Origin of the sequence: Sulfuriflexus sp. (assembly GCF_032250955.1) — a bacterium.
GTDB lineage: Bacteria > Pseudomonadota > Gammaproteobacteria > AKS1 > AKS1 > Sulfuriflexus.
On the sequence record NZ_JAVVES010000017.1, the window covers coordinates 1 to 19,139 of the forward strand.

The window sequence follows — 19,139 nt, forward strand, 5'->3', positions numbered from 1 at the left end:
GCGTTACGGCTTCGGCAATCGCCAGGGCATCATTGTAGTCGTTCTTGTTGCCTCGCACATACGGCTTGACGTACCGGGGTGGGAGCAGCTTTACCTGATGTCCCAGCGCCCCCAACTCGCGTGCCCAATAATGTGCGCTCGCACACGCCTCCATCCCCACCAGACAGGGGGAAAGGTTGGCGAAATATTCCAATACCTGGGGGCGCTTCAACATCTTCCTCCTGACTATCTTTCCATGCGCGTCGCAGCACATCACATGAAACACATTCTTTGCCAAATCCAACCCAACCGTCGTAATATTGCTCATGGTCTTCTCCTTCCTTTTGCTGATGGTTGATATCACCTCCATCATGGCGCATTGCGACGCCGTTTATAAAGGGGGGAGGAGACCATTTCATCGACCTACGTACTGATGTGCCATCCCTTAACATGGGTTTTTCTACCACAAAGTTCGCGAAGGACGCGAAGGTCTTAAAGCTGGAGAACTTCAGAAGAATTGATGGTATCCAGTTCTTACTTTGCGTGACTTGGCGTACTTTGCGGTTAATAATTTTTTCATTCATCAATTGCCCTGACTCCGGAGGAGTAGGGTACTCACAATGAACCCGAAGGGTTCTGTGAGCCAGGACACCATCAATCCTATTTAAGCATCCAGATCCGGGATGAGCTGGCTCTCCAGTCGCTGAATAATGTCCTTAATGAGCAGCTTGCGTTTTTTCAGGCGTCGTAACTGGAGTTGATCCACAACTCCATGCTCCTGCAGGCGCGCGATGATATCGTCAAGGTCACGATGCTCGAGCCGCAGTTGTTCAATCCTGTCCAGCAGTTCAGCATTGCTGTCGCTCATGCGTCTGCCTGTGAGTAGTTAACGGAGGGCTCTATCATGCATACACATTGTCGCAACGGATATTCAGTCGCGCCGGTACAGCTCTTCCAGTGAAATGGAATGGCCGTTACCGGTAATGACATGGGCATGTATCTGGCGTAGTTCCCGTGGTTCGTGGACACCACAGGAATGCGCAATAACACCGATTTCATGCACCATGTTGCGCACATAGTTTTCTACCCGTACGGCCTTGTGTGTTGGATCCAGACCCTTTTGCAGTCGCGGGTTGTGCGTGGTTATGCCGGTCGGGCAGGTATTCTTGTTGCATTGCAGGGCCTGAATACAACCGAGGGCAAACATAAAGCCTCGCGCCGAGGTCACAAAATCAGCACCGACACAGAAGGCCCAGGCCGCTTCGGCCGGCGTTATGAGTTTGCCTGAGGCGATGATGCGGATGCGATCTTTCAGATGATGCCGTTTAAGTAACGCGACCAGCATCGGCAGGCTCTCCTTGAGGGGCAGGCCCATGTAATCCATCAGACTTGCCGGTGCCGCGCCACTGCCGCCATCGGCAGAATCAAGAGTGATGAAGTCCGGCGCTGACTCAAGGCCACGGGCATGAATGGCCTCGCACATCTCATCCAGCCAGCCATAGGCGCCGAGGACAAACTTGATGCCCACCGGCTTGTCCGTAACCTGGCGGATGTGGTGGATCATGTCGAGGAGCTGTTCGATATTATCGATCTCGACATGCCGGTTTGGACTGATTGAATCCTCGCCCAGGGGGATGCCGCGGATGCGGGAAATTTCTTCAGTGACCTTGACGGCCGGCAAGATGCCGCCCTTGCCGGGCTTGGCACCCTGTGACAGTTTGATTTCGAACATGCGCACGCGTTCATGGCTGGCAACCTGACGGAGCTTGTCGTCGTCAATGGTGCCTGCGGCATTGCGTACCCCGTACTTGGCGGTACCGATTTGAAAGACCAGGTCGCAGCCACCTTCGAGGTGCCAGTCGGACAAACCACCTTCGCCCGTATTCATCCAGCAACGGGACGCCCGCGCACCATTTGCCAGGGCCAGAACCGCGGGTTTTGAAATGGCACCGTAACTCATGCCAGAGATATTAAAGATCGAACTGGTTGTATAGGGCTTGCGGCAATAGGGGCCAATGCTCAATGCCTCCGGCTGCGCGGCGTCCTCACCGAGAACCGGAAAGGCACAGTTTACAAACAACAACGTCCCCGGGTCCTTGATCGGTCGCGAGGAACCGAAGGCCCGGGTGGTATCCAGGTCCTTCGAGGCCTGGTAGACCCAGCTGCGTTCAGCACGGTTGAATGGCATCTCCTCGCGATCCATGGCAAAGAAATATTGCCGGAAGAAGCTGCCAAGGGTTTCGAAGGCATAGCGAAAATGGGCGATAACCGGGTAGTTACGGCGAATCGCATGTTTGCGCTGCGTGATATCCACGATGTAAACGATGAAAATCACCAGCACAAGCAGGCCGGCCACGAGGATAAAGGCAAAGGCCAGGATCTCCAGTGCCGCTAACATGAAACCAGTATCCGGCATAAATTATTCCTCTGTTTTTCGTATTATGACGATGTTTTGGTGGTGCGCAATCGGCGGCATAGCCGCCGTCTTAGAGCTCGGCACTGTGAATCACCAGCAGTTTTTCGATTTGCATATCGCGGAAGGTATACGGGATGCCGCCAACACCGTGTCCTGATTCGCGCAGACCGGCAAAGGGCATCCAGTCGACGCGGAAGGCGGTGTGGTCATTGACCATGACGGCCGAGGCATCAAAGCGGCGATAGGCACGCATCGCGGTGTCGAGATTTTTTGTATAGATGGCGGCCTGGAAGGCGACCGGTAAGGCATTCGCGCGGTCCAGTGCATCGTCCATCTCATCATAGCTATAGACAAGGATCACCGGCCCGAATACCTCGTGACGGGAAATGGTGCTGTCATCCGCAGGATCCAGGAGCACGGTGGTGGCATAACAGGTGTCACCGACTTTATGCCCACCACTGAGTTTTTCCGCGCCGTGCCTGATGGCATCCTCTACCCATTCATGCACGCGCTCGACTTCGGCAGGGCGGATCAATGGTCCCACGTCGGTATCGGCAGACGTGGGATCACCGATATGCATGTTATTGCCGAGTTCGGCAAGGCCCTCGGCGACCCGGCGGGCGATGGAGCGGTGTACATAAACACGCTGGACGGACACACAAACCTGGCCGGCATGGTAAAAACCGGCCTTGGCGAGCATGGGCAGGGCTTCGCTCAGGTCGGCGTCCGGTTCGACAATCACGGGCGCTGAACCACCGTGTTCGAGCGCACAGCGTGTGCCGGGGGCGAGTTGACTGCGAAGCCACCAGCCTACCTTGCCGCTGCCGATGAAACTGAAAAAGCCGACCCGCTTGTCAGTGACCAGGCTGGTGGCCACCTCGCGCTCGCCGATCACTGCCGCCTGGCACCATTCAGCGGGCAGGCCTGCCTCGCGCAACAGGCCGACAAAGCGCAGGCAGGACAAGGGCGTATCCTCGGCCGGTTTGACCACGACCGGGCAACCGGCGGCGATGGCCGGCCCAACCTGGTGGACGATCAGGTTCAAGGGATGATTAAAGGCGCTGATCGCAACGACCACACCGACAGGTTCGCGGTGGGTCATGGCCATGTGGTTCAGCGAGGCCGGGTTGATGCCCATCGGGATCTCTTCACCGTGATTGTCACGGATGCAATCGATACAGTTGCGCACACCGTCAATCGCGCGACCGACCTCGATACGCGAATCGACAAGTGGTTTGCCGCCTTCGCGCGCTGCCTCTACGGCCAGCTCCTCGGCCTGCTCACGCATGAGTTCGGTAAGGCGTTCGAGGATGGCGATGCGCTGCGGCGCGGGCAACCACGCATCCCGGTCGCGGAACAGGGCATAGGCCGTGCTTAAGGCCTGCTCGACTGCCGCCGGGCCGGCGACCTCAACGGTGGCGATGTGACTTTGATCATATGGCGCCTTGACCTCCAGCATGCCATCGGCCGAGGCCCCGGGAATCATAAGCGGAAAGTTATCAGTCATGCGGGCGATTCCTTGTAGTGAGTTAGAATTATCTAAATAGGACAACAAATGTTACCGAGACGTTCCGTGAGTTTTATGTTCTCGGCATAGTCGATGGGTATCACGACCAGGCTGGGGCCGTCTTCAATAAAGGCCGATTCGAGCGTTGGCACAAGCCCACTGGTCTTGTCGACCACATGCCCCTGCCAGCCAAAGGCATCGGCCAGCTGGTTCCAGTCCGGGTTGTTAAAGCCCAGGTCGGTGTGCCGGCCGAACTCATTTTGCTGCTTCCAGGCGATCAGCCCGTATTCATTGTCTTCCCAGACCATGACAACGATATTGGCATTGTAACGGCGTGCCGTCTCCATCTCCTGGACGTTCATCATAAAACCGGCATCGCCACAGATAGCGAGGATACGTCGCTCCGGATAGACGATACTGGCGGCGATGGCGCCGGGCAGGGCAAAGCCCATGGAACAGAATCCGTTCGGGATGAGGCAGGTATTTGGTTCATGACACTGGTAATGCCGGGCAATCCACATCTTGTGGGCGCCGACGTCCGAGAGCAGGATATCGTTCGGCCCCATTACCTGGCGCACATCCCACAGTATTTTTTGTGGTTTCAGTTTGCCGCTGCTGTCGTCATCTTTATAAAACGCCAGTTCGGCGCCCATGTCGCGGCGCGTCGCGGCCTGTTGTTGCAGGTCAAAATCCAGGCCACCATGGGCATCGATACGTTCATTCAGCATCCACAAGGTATGGGCGAGATCGCCGACCACCTCGGTTTGCGGATGGTAGTGCGAATCGATTTCGCAGGGCAGGAAGTCGATGTGCACGATTTCCTTGTCGCTGTCCTTGTTCCAGAGCTGCGGGTGGTACTCGACCATGTCATAACCAATGGTAATGACCAGATCGGCCGCATCGAGGGCACAGGCGACCACGTCCCTGGCCTGCAGGCCAATCGTGTAGAGGCAATAGTCGGCATCCATATCGACACAGCCCTTGGCCATGAAGGTGCTGATGACACCGATGCCGGTCTTCTCGCAGAGGTCGCGCAACTGCTTGCTGGCCCGTTTGCGGATACAGCCGTTGCCGGCAATGATGATGGGGTGCCTGGCCTGCTGGATCTTGGCAAAGGCCTGGTCAACGATTTTATCGGCGGCGACCGGGCGACGAAAACGGCGCACCGTCATCGGTTTTTCTTCGGTATCGCGTTTGGCGATGTCCTCCGGTAACTCGATATGGCAGGCACCGGGTTTTTCGGTACGGGCCAGGCGCACGGCCTTGCGGACGATCTCGGGGATATTGTCCGGGTGCCAGATGGTCTGCGCCCATTTGGTGACAGGTTCAAACATGGCGACCACGTCCATGACCTGGTGTGATTCCTTGTGCAGGCGGGTCGAGGCCCCCTGGCCGGTCAGCACCAGCATCGGCGAACGGTCCATGTTAGAGTCGGCGACGCCGGTAATGAGGTTGGTGGCACCGGGGCCGAGGGTGCCGAGACAGCCGGCCGGGTTGCCAGTGAGTCGGCCGTAAACCTCGGCCATGAAGGCGGCGCCCTGTTCGTGACGGGTGAGAATGAATTTGATCTGCTCGGACTTCTCGAGTGAGATCATGAAGTCGGCATTTTCTTCACCGGGGACGCCAAAGATGTACTCGATGCCCTCGGTTTCCAGACATTTTACAAACAGATCAGAGGCTTTCATCTGCAGGTTACTCCTTTATTGTCATTTATTGTCATTGTTTTTGCCGATGCCTGTCCGTACTGCAATACCGGGAGAGCCTCGGCGGGGCATACCAGTGGAAACCCCTACCTGTTGTTACCATCTCATATCGTTGTCAGGCTCGCAAATGCCAATCTGTCAGCCAGATCAGGTATGATTCGGCGCTTGCAAGCGGCCACTCGGGTCGCTGGATAAATATATTGAAAGTAGGGGAAATACGGTTATGGCCGAAGACAGGTTATTGATGTCGATTGTTGAGGTCGGTGGTTACCAGAACCTGCTGCCGTTGTATACGCGACTTGGCTTTCAGGTCGAGACCGTGCACCAGATGCGCAAGGCCATGTCGATGCTGAAAAAGCGCCAGCCCGCGGCTATTGTTGCCGAGTTTAATTTCCAGTCAGATTTTCGTGACCGCACCAGTAGCCTGGAGTCCCTGCTGGCGACTGTCGAGCGCCTGCAGTTTGAGCCGGTTATCGTGGTCTTCTATGAGAAGGAATATGCCCCGCAATTCGAGCGTCTGCATGGTGGCAACCCGCAGATCAAGGCGATTCCCTTTCCGATCGATGAAGCCACCCTTGAAGCCGCCCTGGGGCAGTCAGCATTATGAGCGTTATTTCCCTGCATGGTATTTCCCTGGGCTTTGGTGGTCCGCCGATTCTGGAAAATGTCGAACTTGAGGTCGAGCGCGGTGAGCGTTTATGCCTGGTCGGGCGTAACGGCGCCGGCAAGTCGACCCTGTTCAAGGTGCTGGCGCACGAAATACAGCCGGACGAAGGCACTTATCATGTGGACCCGGCCATCCGCATCAGTCGTCTCGAACAGGATGTGCCGCAAGGCCTTACCGGCTCGGTTTACGATGTCGTCGCCGGCGGCCTCGGTGACCTTGGTGGATTATTAAAAGACTATCACCGGATTATCGAACATGTGGCCGAAGACCCGTCGTTGATGGATGAACTCTCACACATTCAACAGGCCCTGGAGGCACGGCACGGCTGGTCATTGCAACAACGTATCGAAACCGTACTCTCGCGCCTGCAACTGGATGCCGATGCGGAATTCGCCACGCTCTCCGGCGGCTGGAAGCGCCGTGCCCTGCTGGCCCAGGCCCTGGTTGCCGAACCCGATGTGTTATTGCTCGATGAACCGACCAACCACCTCGATATCGAGATGATCGCCTGGCTTGAGGAATTCCTGCTGAACTATAAAGGTACGCTCATCTTCATCACCCATGATCGTATGTTCCTGCGGCGTATGGCCACCCGCATCATTGAACTGGATCGGGGCCGCATGACCAGCTGGCCGGGAAACTATGACCTTTACCTGGAGCGTAAACAGGCCCTGCTCGACAGCGAGCTCAACCAGCAGGCCGAGTTTGACAAAAAACTGGCCAAGGAAGAGGCCTGGGTACGCCAGGGCATCAAGGCCCGGCGCACGCGCAACGAAGGCCGGGTCCGGGCCCTGAAAAGGATGCGCGAGGAATATGCCTCGCGGCGCAATGAGATGGGGCAGGCAAAGATTCGTGTGCATGATGCGGCGCTTTCCGGGCGCATCGTCATCGAGGCGGAACACCTGAGCTATGCCTGGCAGGATAAAGCCATCATTAATGATTTCTCGACCACGATTATGCGTGGCGACAAGATCGGCATCATCGGGCCGAACGGCTGCGGCAAGACAACCCTGCTCAACCTGATCCTGGGCAAGCTGGAACCATCGAAAGGCAAGTTACATATCGGCACCAAGCTGGATGTCGCCTATTTTGACCAACTGCGGGCACTCCTCGACCCGGAGAAATCCGTGCAGGATAACGTCGCGGATGGCGCCGACAAGGTCACCATTGGCGGCAATACCCGGCATGTCATCAGTTACCTGCAGGACTTCCTGTTCAGTCCCGAGCGGGCGCGTACCCCGGTCAAGGCGCTCTCGGGCGGCGAACGTAACCGCCTCTTGCTGGCACGGATATTTACAAAGCCCTCGAATGTACTGGTGCTCGACGAGCCGACCAACGATCTCGATGTTGATACACTCGAGCTGCTCGAATCCTTGTTGATTGATTACGCCGGCACTATCCTGCTCGTTAGCCATGACCGTGAATTCATCAATAACGTCGTGACCAGCACGCTGGTTTTCGAGGGCGAGGGCCGGGTAGCCGAGTACGTGGGCGGCTATGATGACTGGTTACGGCAGCGACAGGCGGCAAAGACGGTAGCTGACCAGCCCCGGCCGGCAAACGTTGCGAGCAAGCCTGCAGCGCCGATCAGCAAACCCGTCAAGCTCGGTTACAAGGAGCAGCGTGAACTGGCGCAATTGCCCGTGCAGATCGAAAAGCTGGAAAGCGAGCAGGCGGCCCTGCATGAGAAAATTGCGAGCCCGGATTTTTATCAGCAAGCGGCCGATCAAATAGCCCTGGTTAACGAGCGCCTCGGGCAGATCGACAACGAACTGAGCAGGGCTTATGCCCGTTGGGAAAAACTGGAAGAGGCATAGGCCGGCAGGAGAATCAGGATGGACGAGCGGGTGACGGAATTGGAAAGCAAGCTGGCCTTTCAGGAGGCCAGCCTGCAAAGCATGAGTGATGAAATGGCAACCCAGCAAAAGCTGATAGAGCGCCTGCTGCTGGATGTCGCGCAACTCAAGAAGGAAGTGCGCGCCGGGCAGACGTCACCGCTGATGAAGGCCTCAGAAGAACCCCCACCGCCACATTATTGATGATCGTGGATGATTTTCATCATCAAGCATTAAGCTTGTCTTGTTTAGCCAAAGCCGGGCGTTGAGATAAATTATCGCCTGTTCGAAAGCGGGACTATTGTTCATTTTGAGCGGGCTTGATAAAGGGCTCCAGTGTCCTGGCCAGTTCCCGGGGATCGAATTTCGGGACGTAGGCATCGACACCGACAGATCGGCCTATGCTGATATTGGCTTTGGCTGAAAGTGACGAATGCATCACCACCGGAATACCCGCAAAACGTTTATCGTCCTTGATCTTGCGGGTCAGGACATAGCCGTCCATGCCCGGCATTTCAATATCGGTCAGGACCAGTTGCAGCAGTTCAACGACCGCGACATTCATCGTCGCGGCCCGCTCAGCGAACTCTTCAAGTCGCGCCCAGGCCTCTTCACCGTTTTTGGCGCTCAGGTGTTTAATGCCCAGCGTGTCGAGTGTCTTCGCAATCTGGTTTCTGGCCACGGAGGAATCATCGGCAAACAGTACAGTGGCTTCACGGCCAAAGGCGACGACGCCTTCAAACCTGGCTGACTCATCCAGCTCGACCTCGGTTTCGGCGAGAACCTTCTCGACATCGATGACCATGACAATGCGTTTGTCCGGCAGTTCGGTGACGGCTGTAACGAGCCCGCCGAGACGATTGGCGAGCATCGCCGGCGGCACCTTGATTTCGTTCCACTCCATGCGCAGGATTTGCTCAACGGCATGCACGAGAAAGCCCTGGGTACTGCCGTTGAACTCGGTCACGATAAGCACAGCGGGTTTGGTTTCAACATGCAAATCGCAGAAATGTGCCAGGTCGACGACCGGGATCATCTGGCCGCGCAGGCTGACCATACCCTTCACCCCTGGAGGCATATCCGGGGCATGGGTGATGTCGGGCACGTGCATGACTTCACGGATCTTGAAAACATTAATACCAAAGACTTCTTCACGGCCGGTGCTCTCATCCTTGCCAAGACTGAAGAGCAGGATCTCGAGACGGTTGGCACCCGCCAGGCGCGTACGTTCGTCAACAGATTGAATAAAGGTATCCATGCGATCTCTCTGGCCTGTAATGTGGTTTCTATCAGACTAGTAATATCGACAGCAGCGAGAAAATATTTAGATTTTTATGCAATGAACCGGCGCCGGCTCGGGCCGGAGAATAAACCGGGTTGAAGGTGTTGTTTTTCAGGCAGGTGGGGGTTATTTCAGCGCCTGCAACAGGCGGTCTTCCAGCTCGATGCGTGTGGCGAGGGCTTCACCCAGCCGCGACAGGTCCTCAGAAAAGGACTCATCAAAGGCATCTTCTGTTTCATGTTCATACTTGTCGTTGAAATCGAGGGCAAACTGCGTGGTTTTGGCGATTTCAGGGTAGAGTTCCGCGGCGAGCTCACTGATCTCCTGGCGACGTTCGTTACCGTCGACCACCCGCTGGTACAGACCAAAATGTCCGGCGGCAAGATAATCGACCATGATCTGGCAGAAGTCTCGCAGACACTCTTCCGGGTCGGTCTGCTGCCCCGGGTTTTTGTAGGACTCGATACCGGCTACGCGGCAGAAGTTGACCAGTACCTCGGCGCGCTCGGTCTTGAGCTGGTCGATGAGGTTATTCGAACGAGTACGACGCTCGTCACGAGGTTGATTATGTTCATTCACTTCCATGGTCTTCCGAATACCCTGTTATTTATGCTTACCATGCCAAGCATACCCTGACGTGAGCGGTTTGTTAATCTCTATTTAAGAAGGTTAGAAAGCATTAATATTCGTCAGAGGAACGATAAGCGGGCTAAAAAAGCTCGATATCACCGTCACTGGAAGCCACGGTCGCGGCCTGCATGATCGCCTCGATACTTTTGCCACGTAAAAGATCCTCGAACATTTGCTTGTCACTGTCGAGGGTGTAATTGGCCCGGATCAATTCCTGCAGGGCCTTCCACTCGACAGGATTGTAGAGGCGCTGCGGGCTGTCGACCAGTTTTGACAAGGCCTCGAGACTGTTGGAGACATGTTGCATGCGCTGGCTAAGCCGGTCGTAGAACTGGAAGGCCATGATTGCCGAATCGACCTGTCCGCGGATGGCGGTACTGTGGGCGAGCAGATCACGGCGCGTGTCATCTTCAGCCATTTGCGTGATGGTATCCTGCATGAATTTGAGGTGACCGACCATATCGGTAAAGGAGCGGCTCAGGTGGTCGACTGATTCGTCACCGTCGCGCATGGCATGCGTCATCCGGGCCATGGCAAGATTGAGCATGCGCACGGTCTCGCGGACCTGGCTCCAGTCCGGATCGGCGCTGGTCGCGCTCGATGCGGCCGGATTATCGCTGTTTTGCATTCAAATCACCTGAAAAATAGTGGAATATGATCGATTTGTGGTCTCAGTGACTGCATATCGGTAAGAAAGCGAGAAACATTAGGATTATCGGGGCGTGTTTACGTTATAATGCGCGGTTTGATGCAGGCCTCCCGCAGGACGGAAAATATAGTGACTGAAGAAATTCGAAATATCGCCATCATCGCGCACGTTGACCATGGCAAGACCACGCTGGTTGACAAGTTGTTGCAGCAATCCGGGACACTGGAAAGCCGTGGCGATTTTGAAGAACGCGTAATGGACTCCAATGATCTGGAAAAGGAACGTGGCATCACGATCCTGGCCAAGAATACCGCTATCCGCTGGCAAGGCCAGCGGATCAATATCGTCGATACCCCGGGCCATGCCGACTTCGGTGGCGAAGTCGAGCGCGTGCTGTCGATGGTCGACTCGGTGTTGCTACTCGTCGATGCCCGTGAAGGGCCGATGCCGCAAACCCGCTTCGTGACCCAGAAGGCCCTGGCCCGTGGTCTGCGCCCTATCGTGGTGATTAACAAGATCGACCGTGAAGGTTCACGTCCGGACTGGGTTGTGGATCAGACCTTTGATCTCTTCGACCGTCTCGGCGCAACCGATGAGCAACTCGACTTTCCGGTTGTCTATGCCTCGGCACTGAATGGTTTTGCCGGGCTGGAGTCGGATGTCCATGAAGGCAATATGGACCCGTTGTTCGAGACGGTCATCAAGCACGTTGCACCGCCCAGGGTCGACGTAAATGGCCCCTTCCAGATGCAGGTCAGTCAGCTTGATTACAACAGTTATGTCGGCATCATAGGCATTGGTCGTATCACGCGAGGCAAGATCAAAACCAATACGCCGGTCACCGTTGTTGATCGCGAAGGCAAGACCCGGAATGGCCGTATTCTGCAGGTACTGGGCTTCCTTGGCCTGGAGCGTATCGAAGTGCCGGAGGCCTTTGCCGGCGACATTATTGCCTTTACCGGCATGGAGCGCCTCGATATTTCCGATACCCTGTGTGACCCGGCCGCCGTCGAGGCCCTGCCGGCACTGAGCGTCGATGAACCGACCGTGAACATGACCTTCCAGGTGAACAATTCACCGTTCGCGGGCAAGGACGGCAAGTTTGTTACCACACGCCAGATACGTGAGCGTCTCGACCGTGAACTGAAACACAATGTTGCCCTGCGCGTCGAAGATACCGAAGACCCTGACAAGTTCCGTGTCTCCGGTCGCGGTGAACTGCATTTATCCATTCTTATCGAGAACATGCGTCGCGAAGGTTTTGAGCTGGGCGTCTCCCGACCGGAAGTAATCATTAAGGAGATCGACGGCGTCCGTTGCGAGCCTTACGAGCAACTGACGGCCGATGTTGAGGATCAGCATCAGGGCACAGTCATGGAAAAACTCGGTGAACGTGGTGCCGAGCTCAAGAACATGCTGCCAGATGGCCAGGGCCGTGTGCGTCTCGACTTTATTATGCCGGCCCGCGGTCTGATTGGTTTCCGTACCGAGTTCCTGACCGCCACCCAGGGCACCGGGCTTATCTATAGCGTCTTTGATCATTACGGCCCAATCAAGGGCGGTGATTTCGGACAACGTAGCCGGGGCGTCCTGATCGCCAACGGCATGGGCAAGGCCCTGGGTTATTCTTTATTTAACCTGCAGGAACGTGGCCGCCTCGTGATCGGTCCGAATGAGGAAGTTTATGAAGGCATGATCATTGGTATCCATTCGCGTGCCAACGACCTGGTGGTAAACCCGCTCAAGGGCAAGCAGCTGACCAATGTGCGTGCCTCGGGAACGGATGAGAATATCGTTCTTACCCCGGCTATTCGCATGACCCTGGAACAGGCACTCGAGTTTATCGATGACGATGAACTGGTGGAAGTCACGCCGCATCACATTCGCATACGCAAGCGGTTCCTCAAGGAACATGAGCGCAAGCGCAGCGGACGTTCTGCGTAAGCGATAAGAAAAGGCCGGTCACAGACCGGCCTTTTTATGATTGATGATTTAGGAATGATGATTGATGATTTAAAAACCAGATCGGGTGCGTAAGTCGGATTACATCGTTTTATTCCTAATCCGATCTACTTATCCGGTTTTTAAATCATCAATACGCTTTCTAATTGGCGTGGATGACACGCTCATGCAGAGGCTGGTGGGGACGGACGTTGCCGCTGAAGAGATTGCTGAAAGTCGCGATCTGGGCGGCTGACACTTCAACCGGCGTCTGCAGCACCATCCAGTTCACCCCCTCACTACAAGGTGGCGTGGTCAATGAACCAGTATAGCTATAGTAACTATGGGTTGCCGGCAGCAGATCAGTGATATTGATCTGCATATCGGCCTGTTTGCGATCACCCGCGTGTCTGGGCAGGTGCGCCCAGATACTCTCGATAACCGGGCTGGCTTTGCCTTTGCGCATCAGCACAGCGATTACCCCGAGCTGTCCGTCAGCAGCCTGGTGTACGAGATGGGCAACCATGTCATAGGGCCTGCCGTCCACGGCATGTTCACTCGGGCTGTGGAAATGGAACTGCAGCAGCCTGTATCGTTTGCCGCCAACTTCAATGCTGCTACCAGCCGCATAATTAACCTGGATGGTATGACCGTTGTTGACGATGTCGAGGTCAGTCGCCTGGTAGTGGAAGCGTAGACCGGCCAATTGGGCCGGTTTGGCTGTGATGATATTGATTGGGGACTGACTTTTGCCTGTCTTGCAGGTGGCGTATTCCGCAGCCAGATCTCCCCAGTGTGCAGGGCCCTGTGGGCCGTCGTAACCCCACGCTGACTTGCTGGCATCGGCGGCAAAGGCGATGCCGCCCGCCAGCAACAGGCAGATGCCAGCGAGGACGGTTTTGACAATACGGTTGTGCATGCGCGTTTTCCTTGCGTGTTTTTATTTTTAGATGTTTTTAGTAGCCAGCCAACTTACGTCAGGCGCGCTGGTAAATCAATCGTCGGACGGGGCCTTGTCAGCCTGCTCGGCCTGCTGTTTGGCACAGGCCTCGACATCACTGATGAGACGATTTTGGGCATCCCATTGCTCGCTATCGAGCATATGCCCGCAGGTCGCACAGGTAAACTCGAAAATGCGGCAGTCGGCCACGCCTGGCCGAGATTCGATTTCGTGGGCCGTGAAGGGCTGTTCGGCACTGACCAGCCCGCTGTGCAGGAGCAGGGCGAGAGATATTGAACCATTCAATGGCAGGGACGTTTTCACGGGCGTTTCACTTTAATGAGCAGGTAACCGAGTTCACGGTAGTCATTGATTTGCACCGGACCCGCCGCCGCGACATCAACATAGTTCGGGAATTCGGTTTCGTCCACGTCATGCCAACCGGCATAGGTGCCACAAACGTGGACGGGGACGTTGCTGTCTTTAACCAGGGATTGAATACCCTGATGAACCCCGGCATATTTTTTTTGCTTGTCCCGGGTCAGGGCAAATTGTTCCTTGCCGTGCGTGACCACGGCGATGGGGAGTCCCGGGAAGCGTTGGCGGAGTTGCTCGATTTGCGTCTGCACGGCAGGGATAGCCTGGCGCAGGTAGTCAGCTTCGCCACTGACGATTTCGAACACAATCCCGTCAGGGGCTTCGTTGCGCTGCATGACTTCCTCGAAATCGACACTGGTGGCAAGGGCTGGATAACTGTAGAACAGCAGGATGAGCCCGGGCAGGAAGCCGAAGGCAAAACGTTTCACGGTGTGCATGCTTGTATATACCTGTGTAGGAAAGCCCCGAAAATTCGATGCCCTGTGAGTCTACAAGTTCCCGTTATTTTAACAGCCATCAGAAAACCTTATTACAAGTAATCAGAATATTTAATAAAGATTCATTAAACAAGTAAAAGTTAAGTTAATCATTTACCTAGTGGTTAAAGTTGGCGGTGGGCATCCCTGTTGTCACCTTACAGGGCTTGTGGTTAAGAGCGGCCTTGTCATAATCAGTGTTCGATTTTTTTCAGCTTTATAAATGAGGTAGCACCCATGCAACGAATGAGATGGTCTTTTATTGTGGCAGCATTTCTGTCCCTGATGACCCTGGCGGGTATCGTGCAGGCAGAGGATAAGTGGTTATATCCTTATGTCCTGGCGTCAGAAACGGAAGGTGATGTTAATACCGCCGCAGAACAGACAAAGGCGGCACTGCAAGCGAATGGCTTTGAGGTAGTAGGTAGCTACGCTCCCTACGCAGACACGGTAGTCATCGGCGCCACCAATGAGGCACTGAAGACAGCCGCGGCAAAAACCGAGTTTGGTGGTTATGGTGCGGTGGTGCGTGTTGCCGTGACCAAGGTCAATGGCAAGGTCCAGGTATCGTTCTTTAACCCGGACTGGATGGCCGCAGCCTATCGCATGAAGACTGACCTGGCGCCTGTGCGCGGGGATATGGAAAAGGCGCTGGGGATGAAGCAGTTCTTTGGTTCACAAGATCCAGGCTGGAAGGCAGGGCAGCTGGAAGATTACCATTTCATGGTCTTTATGCCTTACTTTGATGATCATCACGAACTTGCCGAGCATGATTCCTATACCGCCGCTATCAAGGCGGTTGAGGCCAACCTTGCCGCCGGCAAAGGTGAGACAACCAAGGTCTACCGTGTCGATATCCCGGGCAAGGAGCAGACGGTATATGGCGTGGCAATTGGCGGTGCCCCGGCCGGTGACGAGCATATTATGAAACTGATCGACAAGGCAGCCATCAAGCAAACGGCCCACCTGCCATATGAATTACTGGTGAGCGGTAACAAGGTCTATGCCCTGCATGCCAAATTCCGGATTGCGGTGAACTTCCCTGATCTGGACATGGGTACCTTCATGCACATTAATGATGCCCCGGCCGCTATTGAGACAGCACTTGGTCAGGTGGCCGCCGGAGAGTAAATATCCCCGGTCATTTTGTTCACCATGCTTGCTGAAAACGGGACCATCAGGTCCCGTTTTTTTTGTTTGTGGCGGCAGGACAAAATTGGCATAAACAGGGCTTCTTTGCCATCATAGTGTATCTACAGAAAAGAAATCATCGGAAAAGCTCATGGCACAAAGCAAGGTCACTGCACTGACATCACCACAGGCATATCAGAAGCTCAAGGAAGATCCTCGCGCCATCCTCGTGGATGTGCGTTCGAATATGGAATTTCTGTTTGTGGGGCATCCGAAAGGCGCCATCAGTATCCCCTGGATTGATGAACCAGACTGGAAGATTGACCCGCAGTTTGCCACCGAAGTTCGCAAGTTGTTGCTTGGGGGCCTTTCCTGTCATGAAGATAGCGAATGCGCGCCCGTGATCCTTATCTGCCGCAGCGGCAAGCGCTCGCTTGACGCCGGTGAATGCCTGGTTAAGGACGGTTTTACACAGGTTTATAATGTCCTCGATGGCTTTGAGGGCGAGCTCGATGAACAGCATCACCGGAGTAGCGTGGGCGGTTGGCGTTATCACGACCTGCCCTGGGAGCAATGCTAGCCAGCAGCTGATCACGGGCCGACTGCTCTCAATTAATGAATAAAAAATACCCGCTTTGAAATACCGGCAGCCCCTCCATGGTAAAAAATAATGTGAACCAGCACTAACTATTTGACAATACTCAGTAATGATTGGCGAGAGTTGTCTATACTCAGTATCACCATGGATATAGTGCTTACACGACAATATGCCGGCGATCAGCCCAAATACCTGGCATATATCTATTTCGCCCTGACGGGGGTGATTCTCACCATCTACGGCACTTACCTGTCCCCTTACCTGTGGGCACCCGACTATATCTCGCTCTTTAGCTATGCCATCCCCTTCAGCCTGGTGGCGGTATTGAAATACATACTGCAACCCATACTGGTGGAGCGGGCAGAGGTTCTGCTGCGACCGCGTCGGCAGTTCTGGTTTGACCTCGGGCTCTATTGCCTCGCCAGTATGATTATTTTTGCCCTGTACGTTGTCTTTTATATGCAGCCAGCCGGCCTGGTGCTCAAGATGGTTATTGGTACGCTGGTTATCGGTTACTTCGCGAGCATTGATAATGCCCTGTGCAAGGAGCGTTACTGGTTTACCCATCAGGAACATGCAACCAGAAAAGATTTTCGCTTTTCGTCACTAGCAAACAAACTCAGCCTGTTTCTAACCATTACCCTGTTTATCGGCATGACCATTACCGGTCTGGTCGCCTATATCGATTTGGGGCCGCTGGCGCTGAAGTCAGACCTGGATGCAAGTGCAGTGATGCAGGTCTTTATTGTCGATATTTTCTTTGTCTTTGGCATAATCCTCGTATTAACCATGCGATTGATCCACTCCTATGCGGTAAACATGCAGCATATCTTTACGACCCAGCTTGATGTACTGCGCAATGTCCAGTCGGGAGATTACACCGGGTACGTGCCGGTTGTGACGCGTGATGAATTCGGCCTGATTGCGCGGCAGATAAATACCATGATTGACAGTTTGCGGGATAAGGAACATCTGCGGCAGACGCTCGAGCGTATTGTCAGCCCCAGCATTATGGAAAAACTGCTAACCACTGATGACAAGACGCTCAAGTGCGGACAGCAATACGATGTCGCCATATTGTTTTGTGACTTGCGCGAGTTTACAAGGTTCACTGAGCAATCCTCGGCAGAAGATGTGATCTTCTTCCTGAACGCTTACTTTTCACAAATGGTAAACATCGTGAGTGCTAACCGGGGGATTATTAACAAGTTCATGGGTGATGCCGTTCTCGCGGTTTACGGGCTCGAGGAAAGTAAAACGAGCGTCGAGGATGCGGTGACTTCTGCCGGGACCATGCTGGAACATGCGAGAAATATCACAATGCCAGATGGTCAACACCTGGATATTGGCATAGGCATCCATTCCGGACGTGTCGTGGCAGGTACGATTGGTTCGGAGGAGCGCTATGAATATACCTTTATTGGTGATGCCGTGAATACAGCGAGCCGGCTGGATGGCCTGACCAAGCGGCTGGGTTACAGCATTATTATTTCCAGAGATGCTCACGCTGCCCTTAACGAGACAAGCAAACAGTTATTTACTGATCTCGGCCTGCAGGTGGTGAGGGGCAAGGAAGACCCTGTGCATGTTTATGGTGCCAGCATACATAAACGGCCGGTTTCCAATGAAGAAAACCTTGAGGCCGGCTAGACGCAGAGCGCCTAAAAAACCTGACCGACCACCCCGGCCTCGAGAGGCAGTTCACGGAGCAGGTAGGACTTGAGGTCGATACCATAGGCATCAGGTTCAAGTACCTTGTTGATTTCATATTTGCTGGAATATTCAATAGCGGTGTGCTGGGCGAGGTTAATGATCTTGGGTGGCATGTAGGCCTTCTTGTCGCTGTTACGCACCAGCATAAGCTTGGGTTGCAGACGCTGATCCAGTGAAACCGAGATCACTATGCCGACTTCACCATTGCCAAGTTCAACAACACTGCCAACAGGGTAGATGCCGAGACATTGAATAAAACTTTCAATCAGGCTGGCGTCGAACAGGTTGTCGCGCCAGTTATACATGTTTTTTAATGCCTCGGTGCTGCTTATGCAGTGCCGGTAGGTGTGGCTGGAGGTTACCGAATCATAGACATCAATCATGCCGACTATACGCGAGTAATAGTCGATGTCTTTTTCAAATAGTCCCTTCGGATAGCCCTGACCGTTGCTGCGCTCATGGTGGGCCAACGCAATACTGATGGTGGATGGCGGGATGGCCGTGCTGTTACGGAGTATGTCGGCACCGTGAGTGGTGTGCGTCTGCATGAGCAGCGCCTCTTCCTTACTAAGCAACCCTTCTTTGCGCATGATATTGGTTGAGACACGTATTTCCCCGACATCGTGCAATAACCCGCCCATGCCGAGTTCGGTTAGTTCATGAGCCGGCAGCCCCAGATAACGGCCAAAGGCCAGGCACAGCGTACAGACATTGATGCTGTGGGCGACGGAATACTCATCATGGTCGCGCAGGTTACTCAATAAGACGAGGGCGTCGGGATTTCGCAGGATGCTTGCGACCATGCCGGCAACCATCTTCTGGACCTGTTTGCCGTCGATGCCTTTGCCGGCGCGTATATCACGGAACATTTTTTCCATATAGGTAGTGGCTTCATTGCGTAGCTCGCGGGCGGGGCGAATCTCATCTTCAAATTTGCGGATATAGGGGCGTTGCGCGGAGTCTGCTGCCGCTGCATTTTCACTCAGCGGGCGGTGGGCTCCTTTGCCCGCGCTTGCCGCACGTTCAGGATCGATATAGACAAACTCGCAGAGCTCTTTTAACTCACTCAGCTCGGTATCAGAATTAATCAGGAAACCCTGAAACAGGAAAGGCGACTCAAGCCAGGGGCGATCCAGATCACAGACATACATGCCGGTTTTTAATTCACTAATGTCTATCTTCTGTCTCATGAGGCAAGGTTATTTAATCTGGCTGCTTACCCATACTATTTAGCACTGTCCGGGAATGAATGCCAGTAATAACAGGATGTTAATCCGGGAAATGAGCACTGTTA

19 protein-coding genes are annotated in these 19,139 nt (G+C 54.6%); 7 read left to right on the forward strand and 12 right to left on the reverse strand.

What is annotated here, in order from left to right; genetic code table 11:
• The 5 genes from RQ738_RS04620 to RQ738_RS04640 form a co-directional block, all read right to left on the reverse strand.
• On the reverse strand, nucleotides 1-307 hold a 307-nt coding region (locus RQ738_RS04620; RefSeq protein ID WP_314162421.1), incomplete at its 3' end, for a transposase.
• A 336-nt stretch (nucleotides 308-643) separates the two neighbouring features.
• Complete coding sequence (locus RQ738_RS04625) at nucleotides 644-847, reverse strand: YdcH family protein (protein WP_314162422.1); 204 nt, start codon at nucleotides 845-847, stop codon at nucleotides 644-646.
• Between the two features lie 63 nt (nucleotides 848-910).
• Nucleotides 911-2,395, reverse strand: a complete 1,485-nt coding sequence (locus RQ738_RS04630) for an FMN-binding glutamate synthase family protein (protein ID WP_314162423.1) — start codon at nucleotides 2,393-2,395, stop codon at nucleotides 911-913.
• A gap of 70 nt (nucleotides 2,396-2,465) precedes the next feature.
• A complete protein-coding gene (locus tag RQ738_RS04635; protein WP_314162425.1) occupies nucleotides 2,466-3,902 on the reverse strand; it encodes an aldehyde dehydrogenase family protein in 1,437 nt (478 codons plus the stop codon).
• 32 nt (nucleotides 3,903-3,934) lie between these two features.
• The gene (locus tag RQ738_RS04640) at nucleotides 3,935-5,587 is read right to left on the reverse strand and encodes an acetolactate synthase large subunit (RefSeq protein WP_314162426.1); all 1,653 of its coding nucleotides are present in this window, start codon (nucleotides 5,585-5,587) and stop codon (nucleotides 3,935-3,937) included.
• 241 nt (nucleotides 5,588-5,828) lie between these two features.
• Between RQ738_RS04640 and RQ738_RS04645 the strand changes: the two genes are divergently transcribed.
• From RQ738_RS04645 to RQ738_RS04655, 3 genes are read left to right on the forward strand one after another with little or no spacing between them, the layout of a single operon-like run.
• Nucleotides 5,829-6,212 (forward strand): hypothetical protein, encoded by a 384-nt coding sequence (locus tag RQ738_RS04645; protein WP_314162427.1) that lies wholly within the window; start codon nucleotides 5,829-5,831, stop codon nucleotides 6,210-6,212.
• Nucleotides 6,209-8,089, forward strand: coding sequence for an ATP-binding cassette domain-containing protein (locus RQ738_RS04650; RefSeq protein ID WP_314162428.1), 1,881 nt, complete (start codon nucleotides 6,209-6,211; stop codon nucleotides 8,087-8,089). The genes RQ738_RS04645 and RQ738_RS04650 overlap by 4 nt, the downstream gene beginning before the upstream one ends.
• Before the next feature lie 18 nt (nucleotides 8,090-8,107).
• A complete protein-coding gene (locus RQ738_RS04655) occupies nucleotides 8,108-8,311 on the forward strand; it encodes a SlyX family protein (protein WP_314162429.1) in 204 nt (67 codons plus the stop codon).
• Nucleotides 8,312-8,405: 94 nt separating this feature from the next.
• On the opposite strand, the gene RQ738_RS04660 is transcribed toward RQ738_RS04655, so the two are convergent.
• From RQ738_RS04660 to RQ738_RS04670, 3 genes are all read right to left on the reverse strand, one after another.
• Entirely contained in the window at nucleotides 8,406-9,365 is a 960-nt protein-coding gene (locus tag RQ738_RS04660; protein ID WP_314162430.1) for a chemotaxis protein, read from the reverse strand.
• Between the two features lie 150 nt (nucleotides 9,366-9,515).
• Nucleotides 9,516-9,974: a sigma D regulator gene (locus tag RQ738_RS04665; RefSeq protein WP_314162431.1), complete on the reverse strand. Its 459-nt coding sequence runs from the start codon at nucleotides 9,972-9,974 to the stop codon at nucleotides 9,516-9,518.
• A 124-nt stretch (nucleotides 9,975-10,098) separates the two neighbouring features.
• A complete protein-coding gene (locus tag RQ738_RS04670; RefSeq protein WP_314162432.1) occupies nucleotides 10,099-10,647 on the reverse strand; it encodes a hypothetical protein in 549 nt (182 codons plus the stop codon).
• Between the two features lie 150 nt (nucleotides 10,648-10,797).
• Here RQ738_RS04670 and typA point away from each other — a divergent pair, with 150 nt between their 5' ends.
• Nucleotides 10,798-12,612: a translational GTPase TypA gene (gene typA / locus RQ738_RS04675; protein ID WP_314162433.1), complete on the forward strand. Its 1,815-nt coding sequence runs from the start codon at nucleotides 10,798-10,800 to the stop codon at nucleotides 12,610-12,612.
• A gap of 160 nt (nucleotides 12,613-12,772) precedes the next feature.
• Here the strand turns inward: typA and RQ738_RS04680 are convergent, their stop codons facing one another.
• The 3 genes from RQ738_RS04680 to RQ738_RS04690 form a co-directional block, all read right to left on the reverse strand.
• Nucleotides 12,773-13,528, reverse strand: coding sequence for a carbonic anhydrase family protein (locus RQ738_RS04680; RefSeq protein ID WP_314162435.1), 756 nt, complete (start codon nucleotides 13,526-13,528; stop codon nucleotides 12,773-12,775).
• Between the two features lie 75 nt (nucleotides 13,529-13,603).
• Nucleotides 13,604-13,873, reverse strand: coding sequence for a hypothetical protein (locus RQ738_RS04685; RefSeq protein ID WP_314162437.1), 270 nt, complete (start codon nucleotides 13,871-13,873; stop codon nucleotides 13,604-13,606).
• Entirely contained in the window at nucleotides 13,870-14,364 is a 495-nt protein-coding gene (locus tag RQ738_RS04690) for a hypothetical protein (protein ID WP_314162439.1), read from the reverse strand. The genes RQ738_RS04685 and RQ738_RS04690 overlap by 4 nt, the downstream gene beginning before the upstream one ends.
• A 276-nt stretch (nucleotides 14,365-14,640) precedes the next feature.
• On the opposite strand from RQ738_RS04690, the gene RQ738_RS04695 reads away from it, so the two are divergent.
• The 3 genes from RQ738_RS04695 to RQ738_RS04705 all read left to right on the forward strand — a co-directional run bounded on the left by RQ738_RS04695 (nucleotide 14,641) and on the right by RQ738_RS04705 (nucleotide 17,782).
• Complete coding sequence (locus RQ738_RS04695; RefSeq protein WP_314162440.1) at nucleotides 14,641-15,534, forward strand: hypothetical protein; 894 nt, start codon at nucleotides 14,641-14,643, stop codon at nucleotides 15,532-15,534.
• Between the two features lie 151 nt (nucleotides 15,535-15,685).
• A complete protein-coding gene (locus tag RQ738_RS04700; protein ID WP_314162441.1) occupies nucleotides 15,686-16,114 on the forward strand; it encodes a rhodanese-like domain-containing protein in 429 nt (142 codons plus the stop codon).
• Nucleotides 16,115-16,285: 171 nt separating this feature from the next.
• Nucleotides 16,286-17,782, forward strand: coding sequence for an adenylate/guanylate cyclase domain-containing protein (locus tag RQ738_RS04705; RefSeq protein WP_314162442.1), 1,497 nt, complete (start codon nucleotides 16,286-16,288; stop codon nucleotides 17,780-17,782).
• Between the two features lie 11 nt (nucleotides 17,783-17,793).
• Here the strand turns inward: RQ738_RS04705 and RQ738_RS04710 are convergent, their stop codons facing one another.
• The gene (locus tag RQ738_RS04710) at nucleotides 17,794-19,035 is read right to left on the reverse strand and encodes an HD-GYP domain-containing protein (protein WP_314162444.1); all 1,242 of its coding nucleotides are present in this window, start codon (nucleotides 19,033-19,035) and stop codon (nucleotides 17,794-17,796) included.
• Between the last annotated feature and the right edge of the window lie 104 nt (nucleotides 19,036-19,139).